This window comes from Collinsella sp. AM29-10AC, assembly GCF_003469085.1.
Taxonomy (GTDB): domain Bacteria; phylum Actinomycetota; class Coriobacteriia; order Coriobacteriales; family Coriobacteriaceae; genus Collinsella.
Genome location: NZ_QSKB01000039.1, coordinates 2545 through 14842 on the forward strand (window position 1 = coordinate 2545; position 12298 = coordinate 14842).

A 12298-nucleotide genomic window follows, 5' to 3' on the forward strand; every position below is an offset into this window, starting at 1 on the left:
CCGCGCCACGCGAAGCCTTGGCAGCCGCTCCCCCGCCATCTCCGGGACGACGGCGCGTGACCTTGACCTCGCCATCCGAGACCTGATCGGCCACGGAGGGCACTGAGGGCTTCTGTTGCGCGCCCGAGGAATGGCGACGGCGCGGACGCGGCGCGCGCTCCTCCTCGCCACGTGACTTGCCGCCCTTGTCGGCAGACGCATCGGAGGCCGAGGGACCCTTGGAAGCGGCACCGGCCTCGCGAGCAGCTGCGGCGCGGAAGGCGTCCTCGCGCTCCTCGCTCGACAGATGACGGCGGCGGCGACGTGTGGGGTTCATGCCACCGCCGCGGTTTTGTTGCTGGGGCTGCTGAGCCTCGCGCTCGCGGGAAGCGTTCTTGTCTGTGGTCTCGCCGTTGTCGACGGACGCCGCGCGCTTGCGGCGGCGACGACCACCGGCGGCCTCCTCGGCCTCGGGTGCCTCGTCCTTACCACGGCCCTTTCCGCGGCCACGGCCCTCGCCCTGGCCCTGACCGGCGCGAGCATCGGATTCAGCATCGCGACGACGGCGCTTGGGCATCGACGTGCCGGCAAGACGGTCGGCGCTCGACAGACCATCGCCCACGTCGACGCCGTTCTCGCGATCGAGCTCCATGAGCGCCAGGCGCATCTCGGGCGACTCGATGCGCTCGAGCACGTCGCGCGTCACGCAGTCGGGGCGGCAGTTGCAGCCCTGCTCGGCGGCCTTCTTTTTGCAGCCCTCCGAGCACGTCATATCGGCCAGGTTGACCTTAAAGACTTTGCCGTTCTCCAGGCGCAGCACCAGCTGCTCACGCGGCGTGTCATATTCCTGAATACGCGCCTTGCCAAGCGGCGTATCGATGAGCGTCTTCTTTTTGGGCGCACGGCTCTTAAAGTCCTTGTACGCCTCGAACTCATAGCGCAAGCAGCACATCAGGCGGCCGCACACGCCGCTGATTTTGGACGAGTTGAGCGGCAGGTCCTGCTCTTTTGCCATGCGGATCGAGACGGGCTCAAACTGTCCGCCAAAGCGCGTGCAGCAGAGCTCCTGTCCGCATTGGGCGTAGCCGCCCACCAGGCGGGTCTCGTCGCGCACGCCGATCTGGCGCATGTCGACGCGAATGTGCAGCGTCGAGGACAGGTCCTTGACGAGCTGACGAAAATCGACGCGCTCCTCGGCCGCAAAGTAGAACACGGCCTTCTCGCCGCCAAACAGGTACTCGACGCCGACCGGCTTCATCTCGAGGTCGAGCTCCTTGACCAGGCGGCGGAAGTCGACCATGGCCTCGTCGCCCTGGATGGCCAGGTCGTCGGCAAGCTGCAGGTCGATGTCGCTCGCCACGCGCAGCACGGGCTTGAGCGGCTGACCGATCTCGTCTTGCGGCACCTCGAAGGGATCGGCCGTGACCAGGCCGATCTCGGTTCCGCGCTCGGTGGAGCAAATGGCATAATCGGCCTCGAGGATATCCAAATCCTGCGGATCGAACCACAGGTCGCGCGAGGCGTAGGTAAACTTAACGGGTACGACTAACGGCATTTCAGTGCCTTCCTGATATCGAACAGCATGACCTCGATGGCCAGCTGGGGAGTAACGTTTCTGGCGATGTTGCGCTCGGCGGTCGCAACCGCCTCGAGCGCCTGGGTGGCACCCGCAACATTGGTCGCGGCGGCAAGCCGACCGATCGTGTCGCGCACGTCCTCGTTCACCACGTCGGTTGCCTCGTCCTGAAGTGTCAGCAGCACGTCGCGCATGAGCGTCCGCGCGCTCGCCAGCGCTTCCATGGTACCCGAACGCTCGCGCGCGTTGAGTTCGCGCTTGTTGCGGTCCTCAAGCTGCTTCAATGCTCCACGCGACAGGTAGTCGGCATTTTGCTCGAGCACCTTTTCCTGCGTGGACTTGACCTCGGCGAGCGGCGCCTTGACGGCGACGATGAGTGACTTGGCGCGGCTGAGCACGTCGGCCTCGTCGGCGGCAATGAGCGAGTCGATGGCACGGACCATCTGACGGCGGGCGTCCTGGCGCTCGGCACTCTTAAGGAACTCGATACCGCGCGTGGGGCTGCCCGCCACGGCGACGGCCATGCGGCAACGCGCGAGGTCCTGGCCGGTGGCGCGGCTCACGGCCTGCGCGGCCACGGTGGGCGACACCAGCCGAAACGGCACGCACTGGCAACGGCTCACGATGGTAGGCAGCATCACGTCTGCCGAGGTGCCCAGCAGGATGAACATGACGCCCTCGGGCGGCTCCTCGAGCGTTTTGAGCAATGCGTTGGCGGTGTTGGCGCGCAGCTGCTCGGCACGGTCGATGATGTAGACCTTTGCCTTGGCGCGGATGGGCGCCAGCGGCACGTCATCGAGCAGCTCGCGGGTCTGGGCAATGAGGTAACCCGTGGCGCTCTCGGGCGTGTAATAGTGCACGTCGGGGTGCGTATGCCGAGAGACGCGCACGCAGCTGTCGCATGCGCCGCAGCCGTCCTGCTCGCACAGGAAGGCTTGGGCGAGCGCCCACGCGGCGTCGAGCTTGCCCGCGCCGGGCGCGCCCAAAAACAGGTAGGCGTGCGATGCGCGACCGCTGGCGACGGCATTGGTCAAAAAGTCGCGCACGCGCTCTTGGGTGTCGAGCTTGGCCAGCAGGCTTGCCTGAGCGGGGGCCATGTTACTCGGCCTCCTTGGCAAGCGCGGCGGCGACGGCTTCCTGCGGAATGCCGAGACCGTACGCGCGAACCTGCTCGACCGTCTTCTCGAAGACTTCCTCGACGGTCGTAGTGGCGTCGATGAGCTTTACGCGGTCTGGCTCCTCGGCAGCAATTGCGCAAAAGCCCTGGTAGACACGCTCCTGGAATGCCATGCCTTTTGCCTCCATGCGATCTGCCGCACCACGGGCCGCCATGCGCAGCGCCGCCTGCTCGGGCGTGATGTGGTAGACGAGTGTGAGTGCCGGGTGCGTTCCCGCGACGGCCAGGTTGTTGGCGTCGCGCACCATCTGGCGATCGAGGCCGTCGGCAAATGCCTGGTAGCAGGTCGTGGAATCGTAGAAGCGGTCGCACAGGACCACCTTGCCGGCCACGAGGGCGGGCGCGATGACCTCGTGCACCAACTGGGCGCGCGCCGCCTCGTAGAGCAGCAACTCGCAGGTGTCTCCCATCGCCGTGTTGGCGGGGTCGAGCAGCAAAGCGCGAATCTTTTCGCTGATGGCGGTGCCGCCCGGCTCGCGCAGGCTCACAACCTGGTAGCCAGCGAGTTCGAGCGCGCGGACAAGCAGGCGCGCCTGCGTGGACTTGCCGGCACCGTCGACGCCCTCGAGCGTGATAAAGCTATGTTGAGCAGGATCAAAAGCCATGGGCGCAGCCCCTTCCTACAAGGCGCGTAAATGCAGATATATCAACCAAGCCATGATACCCCAGCGTCCGGCGCACCCCAAATCGAACCTAGTCATTAGGGCGGCAGTTAGGGACGATCCTAAACTGCCGGCAGAAAAGGAACGTCCCCAACTGCCGGCTAAAGTTGCGGTGAAATAGGGACTGATTGAAGCCCTGAGACCGCCAAACAGTCCCTATTTCACCGCAACGTATGATGGGGAATTTTGAATGCTGGGTATAATCGTCGTATTGCATTGAAATGTGGCGAAAGGAGTGGCAATGTCTCGGTATTGCGCCTCGTGCGGCAAGCTTCTTGCAGATAATGCCAAGTTCTGCACCTCGTGCGGTGCACCCGTTGAGCAAACAGCCGCGAGCGATAGCCAGCCCGCTTTTGAGCAGACCGGCTCCCTTGATACGCCGCAAGCCAAGGCGGACGACCCCCTCGCCTATAGCACCGACCCCGCCGCAAGGACCGAGGCCGTCGAGACCACGCAGCGCATACCCGTCGCGAGCGGCTCGCCCCAACAGCAGCCGGCTCCCGCATACGCGCCCGCTTCGCCACAGACCCCCGCTCCCAAAAAGAGCGGCACCGGGCCGCTTATCGCCGTTATCGTTGTGCTGGTGGCGATCATCATCGCCCTGGTCATCTTCTTTGCAATCAGACCGTTCGACAACGCCGCCACGCAGACGACTGCCGAGGTAGCCAAGCTGCACCATGACGTCGACGACGATAACCTAAAGCCTCTCGGCGATCCCAACAGCCTGTACGACGATGATGACGATGATGACGAGGATGGCGGCGAAGCAACGCTCTCTGAGCAGAACCTCTACCGCCGACTGAGCGAATACTACGACCTGCTCGAAGATCTCGACAGCCAGGTCCGTGGCTGCGCGCAGAACTTCAACGGCAACTATCTGGAAGAGGATCGAACCACCCGTCAAAATCTCGCCGACGTCGCCGAGCGCACGGAGGACACCATCGAGCAGTATTACGACATCGTCGAGGACCTGGACGTCCCGACGAGCTCCAAGAACTACAGCTCCTGGAAGGACATCATCGCTCTGTACGACGACCTGGATCACCGCATTGACGCAATCTGTGATGCCTGGGAGATCAGCCTGAAATACGCCAAGCCTGCGGACCACAAGAATGAGATCGTGGCGCCGCTGTCGCGCGACAACGTGGCGGGCACCAATGACAATAAGTACCGCCTAGACTTTGAGGAGCGCTATCCCGGCGCCAAGCCTGTCGAGGTGAACTAGCGCTTTGTCGTTCCCGAGCCGGCAGTTAGGGACGTTCCTAAACTGCCGGCAGAAAAGGAACGTCCCTAACTGCCGGTCAAAAAAACGAGCGAGGATCGCGGGGTCCTCGCTCGTTTTTTTTGGGCAATGTTTCGACTGCGCCGTTACTTGTCGGCGGCTGCTTTCTTGGCAGTCGACTTCTTCGCGGTCGTCTTCTTGGCGGCAGTGGCTTTCTTAGCCGTCGTCTTCTTTGCCGTGCTCGCCTTGGTTGTGGTCTTGCGACCGCGGGCGGGCCTCTTCTCCTTGGTCGGGCAGTCCATGTTGACGCAGATACGCCACGGACCGCGCGCCGTGTTGACCACTACGATGGGGGCGCCGCACTCGGGACAGGTCTCGCCCGTCGCCTCGAGCTTGCCGCGCGCCGGCAGCGGATAGCTCACGCCGCAGTCATCGTAGTTGGTGCAGCGGATAAAGCGCTTGCCGCTCTTCTCGCTCTTGTGCGCGATCAGGTCGCCGTGACGTCCGGCCTCGGCACACACCTTGCACTCGCCCACCTTAAGATCGGGCTCGTAGTTGGTGGGGCACGTGGGGTTCACGCAGATCTCGAAGGCCTTCTGGCGGAATGGCTGGCACTTGATGCGCGGCGCGCCGCACTCGGGGCACACGGCGGCCTCGCCCTCGAGCGGGCTCACCTTGACGCCACTCGGCACCGGATAGGTCACGTCGCAGTCGGGCCAACCCATGCAGCCGATAAAGCTGCCGCGGGTCTTGGCGCTCGTCTTCATAACCAGGTCCTTGCCGCACTTGGGGCAGGCGCCCACGCGCGCATCGGCCGTGACGGCGTCGCTGATGGCGTCGCCCAGCTCCTGCGTATGCTTGAGCAGCTCGTCGAGCACGCCGGCCAGCAGCGCGCGCGAGTGCGTCACGACATGCTCTTCGGTGTCCTCGCCGCGCTCCACGCGGGTCATGTCGCCGTCGAGCTCGCTGGTCATATCGGGGCTCGTGATGCGCGGGGCAAACTGCGACAGCGCGTCGATGATGGCGATGCCCAGCTGGCTCGGCTCAACGGGATCGTTTTTGAGGTAGCGCACGGCGTACAGGCGCTCGATGATGCTCGCGCGCGTGGACTTGGTGCCCAGGCCGCGCTTTTCCATCTCCTGCACGAGCTTGCCCTGGCTGTAGCGCGCGGGCGGCTCGGTCTGCTTGGCCTCAAGCTTAATGTCGAACACGTCGACCGTGTCGCCCTGCTCTAGCGGCGGCATCTGCTCGTCGCGCTTGAGTCCGTACGGGTACGCCTCGCGGAAACCCGGGGTCACGAGCACATCGCCCGAAGCCACGAACGGCTCACCGTTCACGTCGAGCTCGAGCTTGGTATTCTCGATGGTCGCGGGACCCATAAGCGTCGCCAGGAAGCGGCGGGCGATGAGGTCGTAGAGCTTGCGCTGGCCGCCATCGAGCGTGGACGGATCGCCTTCGCCCGTGGGGTAGATGGGCGGGTGGTCGGTGGTCTCGACTTTGCCGCGCGTGGGCTTCATGGGGCCGGCGAGTACCTTTTTGCACACGGGCGCCAGCGCCGGGTTGATCTTTGCCAGGTCGCTCACCACGGCGCCCAGATCGAGCGTCGCGGGATACACGGTGTTGTCGACACGCGGGTAGCTGATGAGACCGGCCATGTAGAGGGACTCGGCGATGCGCATGGTACGCGCAGGTGAGATGCCCTCGGCCGCGGCGGCAGCCTGCAGCGAGGTGGTCGCAAACGGCGTGGGCGGCTGCTGTTTGCGCGAGCGCTTGGTCACCGCGGCGACGGTTGCCGTCGCAACGCCGTCGATATGGCCGTACGCCGTCTCGGCAGCATCCTTGTCGGTAAAGCGCGCCGTCTTGTGAGCGATCTTAAAGCGATCATCCTCGGCAGCGCCCTGCGCGGCGCCCATGCCGCGGATCTGCCAATAGTCCTCGGGCACAAACGCCATGCGCTCGCGCTCGCGCTCGACCACCAGGGCAAGCGTCGGCGTCTGCACGCGGCCGGCGGAGCGCACGTTGCCAAAGCCGCCAAACTTGGCAAGCGTCAGGTAGCGCGTGAGCACCGCACCCCAAATGAGGTCGATGTGCTGACGGCTCTCGCCAGCGTCGGCCAGGTTCTGGTCAAGCGAGACAAGGTTATCGAAGGCCTGCGTAATCTCGGCCTTGGTAAACGAAGAGTACTGGGCGCGGGCAACCGGCAAGTCCGGCGCAACCTCGCGCACTTTGTTGAGGGCGTCCGAACCGATCAGCTCGCCCTCGCGATCGAAGTCCGTGGCGATAATGACGCTGTCGGACTTCTTGGCAAGGTTCTTGAGCGAGCGAATGAGCTCCTTCTCGGCCGGTAGCTTAATAACGGGCGCCCAGGTGAGGTAAGGCAGGCTCTCGAGCTTCCAGCCCTTGATGGAAATGCCATCGGCAAGGAACGGCTTGCGCTTGGTGTCGTACGGCGGGCGGGCCAGGCCATCGGGCATATCGGCCGGCAGCATCTCGCCGTCCTCGGTCACCGAATACCAACCCAGCTTTTTATCGAACAGCACGCTGTCGCAAAAATCGGGCGCCAGGATGTGACCGGCAAGGCCGATCGTCACGCACTCCTCGCCCTTCCACTCAAAACGGTAGATGGCGGTGTTGTACACCTTGTCCTTTTTGGGCTTGCCCGTGGACAGCCGCTCGGCGATCTGACGCGCGGCGTCGTTTTTCTCGGCGATGATGAGCTTCAAAAGAGGCTCCTATCTCATGTCTCTGCGGCTGCGCCCGCCCGTATGGCGGCCGACTTACGCCCTTGCTTGCTCAATCTGCCCGATGAGCCAATCGCACCAGGCATCCATGCCCTCGCCCTTGCGCGCGCTCACGGCAAACCGCGGCGCTTGCGGATTGAGGTCATCGAGGGTCTTAGTATACCTATCCATGTCAAAATCGAAAGCCGGGGCCACGTCGACCTTGTTGAGCAACTGCGCGCCGGCGTGTTGGAAGATGCCCGGGTACTTGATGGGCTTGTCGTCGCCCTCGGGCACCGAGAGGATCATGATGGACAGGTTCTCACCCAGGTCAAAGTCGACTGGGCAGACCAGGTTACCCACGTTTTCGATAAAGATGACGTCGATGTTTTCCAGACCCACAGCTTGGTCGAACGCGTCAACGGCCTCCATGATCATGTTGCCCTCGAGGTGGCACAGGCCGCCCGTGTTGATTTGGATGGCAGGCATGCCGGCTTCCTTCATGGTAATGGCGTCGACATCCGAGGCGATATCGCCCTCGATGACGGCGCAACGCAGGCCCGCCTTGTCACGCAGGCGCTCGTTGGTGCCCAGAATCGTGGTGGTCTTGCCCGAGCCAGGGCTCGACAGTACATTGATCACATAGGTGTTTGTCTCATTAAAACGCTGACGCAGCTGATCTGCCAAGCGCTCGTTGCGCGACAGAATCGGCGACGCGATATCAATCGTTTTCTCGGCCATACTCGGCACTCCTTAACTTCTACCATTTATACCCCGTCCCCAGGTGGCTGGCGGGCTAATCGTCGGGGGTTTCGATTTCTATACTGGCGATGTCGAGCTCGCGGCCGTGCAGCAGGCGTACGTTGGCGCCTCCACAGTGGGGGCAGCGGCAATGGAAGCGGTCGTGCTCAAAGGCCTCGCCGCAGTCCAGGCACTCGCTTTGTGGATGGACCTCCTCCACGGCAAGCTCGCAGCCGCGCGTGAGCGGGTCCTCATCGCGAAACGTCTCCCACGCAAAGTCGAGTGCCTCGCGCACGACCTCGGTCATATCCCCGATACGAAGCGTTACCAAAACGGCGCGCGAGGCCCCCGCCCCACGCGCCGCGCGAATCACTGTATCGAGTATGCCGTTGACAATGCCAACCTCGTGCATACCGATTTACTCCTCGTCGTCCTCGTCGTCCGAGAACAGGTCCAGACGGCTCACAAACAAGCCCTCCTTGCCCTCGCGCGCGGTAATGACCACGCGAGCGATGGCGAGCGAAATCTCGTAGAGCGAGAGCAGGGCGCCATACATAAGGCCCAGCGTAACGGGCGAGCCGTCGGGCGTGATCACGGCCGAGCCCACGAGCAGGCCGACGTACACGTAGCGCCAAGCGCTGCGGAAAGCCGCATAGGACACGATGTGGAAGACGGACAGGTAGAAGATGATGAGCGGCAGCTCAAACGCCACACCAAAGCCGATCATAAAGAGCAGCTCCATGTTGATGTAGTCCTCCAGGTTGGGCCACGCCGTGGCGACGGCCGAAGTCTCGCCGATGAGCCACTCAAAGCCCGCAGGGATGATGATGAAGTAGCAGAAGATGGCACCCAGGAAGAACAGAACCGTCGAGGCGAGCACCGTGGGCACAACCCACTTGCGCTCGTTGGGGCGCAGTGCCGGCAGGAAAAATGCCAGGATCTGCCAGATAATCATGGGCGTGCACATGACCACGGCCATCTTGATGGCCAGCGAGAAGCGCAGGCCAAAGCCGCCGAGCGTGGTGGTGATGTAAAACTTACCGTCCGGCACAAAGGAGCGGATGGGGTCTTTCAGGATGTCGAGCACTACAGGCGTGGCGAAATACAGCACGATGGCTGCGGCAAATACCGACACGACCACGATGGTCAGGCGGCGACGGAGTTCTCCCAGGTGATCGAAAAGCGGCATTCGCGCAGGTCCGATAGGCATTACTCATCGCCTCCCTTCGGGGCGTCGGCGGCAGCGGCGTCGTCCTCGGCCTCGAGCTCGCGAGCGAGCTGGTCGACGACGGCTTTGCGCTTGCGGGGACGACGGGCGTAGAGGTCAGCCGTCGTGGGCTCTGCCGGGTCGGGCTCGGGCTCGGGCTCCGGCTCTACAGCGGAAGCGGACTCGGCGGCGGCATCGGTCGCAGGATCCTCGGCAGCGACCTCGCCCTCAGCAGCACCCTCGCTTGCGGCCTTCTCGGCGGCAAGGCGGGCACGGCGCTCGGCAAAGGTCTCCTTCTTTGCTGGCGCAGCCGTCTCGACGGCTTCCTCGTCCGCATCGGAATCGTCGTCGGTCGCAGCGGCCTTCTTGGGCTTGACCGGCGCCGACGCGGCCTCGCTCACCGGATCGATAATCTCGGACTGAACAACGGCCGTCATCTTTTCCTGCGTCTCGCGGAACTGACGGATGGCACGGCCGATCGTGCGGCCCATCTGCGGGAGCTTATCCGGGCCAAACAGCAAAAAGCCGAAGACCACGATGATCGCGAGCTCACCCTCTCCAATACCAAACACACATACCTCCAAGGCTCGATGTGAGTCGAGCCCGCACCGCGCCATTCGGCCGGAACTCGTCTATTCATTCGGTCAAGTATAGCGCCCGGACGCCAAAACGTCCGAGCGCATCACAAACATATGCCAAACGGCACGCCCTTTTGGGGGCCAAGATTATGCAGCGGTGATCGAAATCTCCTGGTCGACACCCAACAGCTGAACCACGCGCATCACCGGAGGCTGCACATTGGTGCAGCTAAAGCGCTTACCGTGGTCGACCGCGTGGTGCGCGGCGCCCACGAGCACGCCAATGCCCGTCGAATCGATGTAGCTCACCTGGGCAAAATCGAGCTCAACGGCCTCGGTGGGCTGCTCGAGCGCCAGGTCGATGGCATTGCGCAGGCTATCGGCGTTAGAGATATCGATCTCACCGGTCACCTTAATGGTGTAGAGCTCTGGCGTGGGGTTGGTGGAAATACCCAAATCCATGTATACGCTCCTTTACGTATCGAAAGTGCGGATAGTACTAGGCGCGGACTTGCGGGGCCCTACGCGTTAGGCGCGCTCGGCACGCGCAAGCTCGGCAGCGACGAGCTTGACAGCCAGCACCAGCACATCGAGCGCAGCCTCCAGGTCCTCGACCGTGGGATAGCTCGGCGCGATGCGGATGTTGGTGTCGCGCGGATCCTTGCCATAAGGCCAGGTGGCACCAGCCGGCGTGAGCTTGACGCCCAGGTCGGCACAAAGCGCGGCGACCTTCTGGGCCGAGCCCTCGGGGCCATCGAAACTCACAAAGTAGCCGCCATGGGGATGAGTCCAAGTGGCGCAACCCGTGTTACCCAAGCCCTCGGTGAGTTTACGCTCAACGGCCTCAAAGCGCGGGCGCAGGAACTCGGCATGCTTTTTCATGTGCTCCTTGACCGCCTCGATGGTGGGAAGGAAACGCACGTGACGCAGCTGGTTGAGCTTATCGGCGCTAATAAGACCGGCCTTCAGGCGCTTGGAGAACTCGGCGATGACCGCGGGGCTCGCACCGATAAAGCCGATGCCGGCGCCCGGGAAGGTGATCTTGGACGTCGAGGCAAAGGCCACCACGCGATCCTCGGTGCCCGCCGCGCGAGCGAGGTCAAAGATATTTGCGAGCTCGTCGGTCTCGTCGTACAGGTCGTGCACGCAGTAAGCGTTGTCCCAGAAGATGCGGAAATCGGGCGCGGCCGTGGGCATCTCGACCAAGCGGCGCACAGTGTCCTCGCTAAAGGTGATGCCCGTGGGGTTGGAATACTTGGGCACGCACCAGATACCCTTGATGGAATCGTCGGCGGCAACCAGGCGCTCGATCTCGTCCATGTCGGGGCCGTTGTCGGTCATCGCGACGGGGACGTTCTCGATGCCCAGATCGGCGGTGATGCCAAAGTGGCGATCGTAGCCGGGAACAGGGCACAGGAACTTGACCTTCTTGCCGTCGTGCGCTGCCTCGTAAGCCTCCCAAGGGTCGCTGCCGCACGAGCCGCAACGCCAGAACATACCGGCGATATCGTGCTCGATCAGCAGGCTCGATGAGCCCAGTACGAGCGTCTGCTCGGCAGGACAACCCAGGAACTCCCCCGCCAGCTTGCGTGCCGAGGGAATGCCCTCAAAGCAGCCGTAGTTGGAGCAGTCGACGTTGCCGTCATGCAGATCGGCATCGGCATTGAGGATATCGAGCATGGGTCGAGAGATGTCCACCTGGGAGGGCGACGGCTTGCCGCGGGCCATGTCGAGCGCCAGGCCCTTGGCCTTGACCTCGGCGACCTCGGCTTTGAGCGCCTCGATGGCGGCATCGAGTTCGGTGGTTTCCATCTTCTGGTAGATCGTCTGCATGGGGTGCGACCTTTCGCGAAGCGGTACGTTGCAGTTCGTCTAAGTATAGACCGCCATCGTCGCAACGTTATGAAGCCGTGATAGATTAAGTTCATCGCAATCAATTACGAATCGCCGCGCATGCCGGCGTGGGGCGCCCAAGGAGGCACTATGGAGTACGGATCGTTTCAGGCCGAGGAATTCGGCGACTTGCAGCGCCTGGTCGACGGACTGTTTTACGACCGCCACGCCATCGACCGCCTGGATCTGATCGTACAGGCCGAAATCTTGGACCTGGCGCCCGACCTCATGGAAATCGTGAACCTTTTGCCGCCCGGCTACTACGACCGCCAGTCACTTTGCGACCAGCTCAACTCCGCCTTGGCCGCCCACGGCTGGGGCGCCGTCTACGGAACGGTGGAATAAGCCTCGAGGCCGGCGATTTGGCCCGCTTCCCGACCTTGGCGAGGCTTGTTTTAGGGCTTGTGGCCAAAAAAGGGCAAATATGAGTACTGTTACCTTTTTAGTAGCAGCGATTCTTGGTCGAAATCGGCAAAACTCGACTTGAAACTGGTAGCGCGCAGAGATGTGGTGTAAGAGGCGGGGCATGCCCCGCCTCCGCCC

The 12298-nt window shown here is 63.2% G+C and carries 12 protein-coding genes; 2 read left to right on the forward strand and 10 right to left on the reverse strand.

Annotated elements, in window-relative coordinates:
- The 3 genes from DW754_RS10270 to tmk all read right to left on the reverse strand — a co-directional run.
- Positions 1–1534 (reverse strand): regulatory iron-sulfur-containing complex subunit RicT (locus DW754_RS10270; RefSeq protein WP_233540193.1); only part of this gene is annotated, 1534 nt, incomplete at its 3' end.
- Positions 1525–2652 carry an ATP-binding protein gene (locus DW754_RS10275; protein ID WP_118072031.1) on the reverse strand — a complete coding sequence of 376 codons (1128 nt, stop codon included), beginning with the start codon at positions 2650–2652 and terminating at the stop codon, positions 1525–1527. The genes DW754_RS10270 and DW754_RS10275, both read right to left, overlap by 10 nt.
- Position 2653: 1 nt before the next feature.
- The gene (gene tmk, locus DW754_RS10280) at positions 2654–3337 is read right to left on the reverse strand and encodes a dTMP kinase (protein ID WP_117759814.1); all 684 of its coding nucleotides are present in this window, start codon (positions 3335–3337) and stop codon (positions 2654–2656) included.
- Positions 3338–3635: 298 nt separating this feature from the next.
- Between tmk and DW754_RS10285 the strand changes: the two genes are divergently transcribed.
- Positions 3636–4619, forward strand: coding sequence for a zinc-ribbon domain-containing protein (locus DW754_RS10285; RefSeq protein ID WP_117759812.1), 984 nt, complete (start codon positions 3636–3638; stop codon positions 4617–4619).
- Positions 4620–4762: 143 nt separating this feature from the next.
- Here DW754_RS10285 and DW754_RS10290 read toward each other — a convergent pair whose 3' ends face one another.
- The 7 genes from DW754_RS10290 to DW754_RS10320 form a co-directional block, all read right to left on the reverse strand.
- Positions 4763–7339 carry a DNA topoisomerase I gene (locus DW754_RS10290; protein WP_117759810.1) on the reverse strand — a complete coding sequence of 859 codons (2577 nt, stop codon included), beginning with the start codon at positions 7337–7339 and terminating at the stop codon, positions 4763–4765.
- Between the two features lie 54 nt (positions 7340–7393).
- Entirely contained in the window at positions 7394–8077 is a 684-nt protein-coding gene (gene hypB, locus DW754_RS10295) for a hydrogenase nickel incorporation protein HypB (RefSeq protein WP_006235936.1), read from the reverse strand.
- Between the two features lie 55 nt (positions 8078–8132).
- The gene (hypA, locus tag DW754_RS10300; RefSeq protein WP_117759808.1) at positions 8133–8489 is read right to left on the reverse strand and encodes a hydrogenase maturation nickel metallochaperone HypA; all 357 of its coding nucleotides are present in this window, start codon (positions 8487–8489) and stop codon (positions 8133–8135) included.
- A gap of 6 nt (positions 8490–8495) precedes the next feature.
- Entirely contained in the window at positions 8496–9287 is a 792-nt protein-coding gene (gene tatC, locus DW754_RS10305; RefSeq protein WP_199411497.1) for a twin-arginine translocase subunit TatC, read from the reverse strand.
- Complete coding sequence (locus DW754_RS10310) at positions 9287–9856, reverse strand: twin-arginine translocase TatA/TatE family subunit (protein ID WP_158561654.1); 570 nt, start codon at positions 9854–9856, stop codon at positions 9287–9289. The genes tatC and DW754_RS10310 overlap by 1 nt, the downstream gene beginning before the upstream one ends.
- 153 nt (positions 9857–10009) lie before the next feature.
- Positions 10010–10324: an STAS domain-containing protein gene (locus DW754_RS10315; RefSeq protein WP_035137695.1), complete on the reverse strand. Its 315-nt coding sequence runs from the start codon at positions 10322–10324 to the stop codon at positions 10010–10012.
- A gap of 66 nt (positions 10325–10390) precedes the next feature.
- Positions 10391–11695 (reverse strand): aminotransferase class I/II-fold pyridoxal phosphate-dependent enzyme, encoded by a 1305-nt coding sequence (locus tag DW754_RS10320; protein ID WP_089572423.1) that lies wholly within the window; start codon positions 11693–11695, stop codon positions 10391–10393.
- Positions 11696–11845: 150 nt separating this feature from the next.
- Between DW754_RS10320 and DW754_RS10325 the strand changes: the two genes are divergently transcribed.
- Positions 11846–12100: a hypothetical protein gene (locus tag DW754_RS10325; protein ID WP_022093864.1), complete on the forward strand. Its 255-nt coding sequence runs from the start codon at positions 11846–11848 to the stop codon at positions 12098–12100.
- The last annotated feature ends 198 nt before the right edge of the window (positions 12101–12298 follow it).

What these genes read in the sequence shown, in the direction of transcription:
- hypB (WP_006235936.1), bottom strand. Translation starts at nt 8,077, where the DNA reads ATGGCCGAGAAAACGATTGATATCGCGTCGCCGATTCTGTCGCGCAAC.
- tmk (WP_117759814.1), bottom strand. Translation starts at nt 3,337, where the DNA reads ATGGCTTTTGATCCTGCTCAACATAGCTTTATCACGCTCGAGGGCGTC.
- DW754_RS10285 (WP_117759812.1), top strand. Translation starts at nt 3,636, where the DNA reads ATGTCTCGGTATTGCGCCTCGTGCGGCAAGCTTCTTGCAGATAATGCC.
- DW754_RS10325 (WP_022093864.1), top strand. Translation starts at nt 11,846, where the DNA reads ATGGAGTACGGATCGTTTCAGGCCGAGGAATTCGGCGACTTGCAGCGC.
- hypA (WP_117759808.1), bottom strand. Translation starts at nt 8,489, where the DNA reads ATGCACGAGGTTGGCATTGTCAACGGCATACTCGATACAGTGATTCGC.
- DW754_RS10315 (WP_035137695.1), bottom strand. Translation starts at nt 10,324, where the DNA reads ATGGATTTGGGTATTTCCACCAACCCCACGCCAGAGCTCTACACCATT.
- DW754_RS10320 (WP_089572423.1), bottom strand. Translation starts at nt 11,695, where the DNA reads ATGCAGACGATCTACCAGAAGATGGAAACCACCGAACTCGATGCCGCC.
- tatC (WP_199411497.1), bottom strand. Translation starts at nt 9,287, where the DNA reads ATGCCTATCGGACCTGCGCGAATGCCGCTTTTCGATCACCTGGGAGAA.
- DW754_RS10275 (WP_118072031.1), bottom strand. Translation starts at nt 2,652, where the DNA reads ATGGCCCCCGCTCAGGCAAGCCTGCTGGCCAAGCTCGACACCCAAGAG.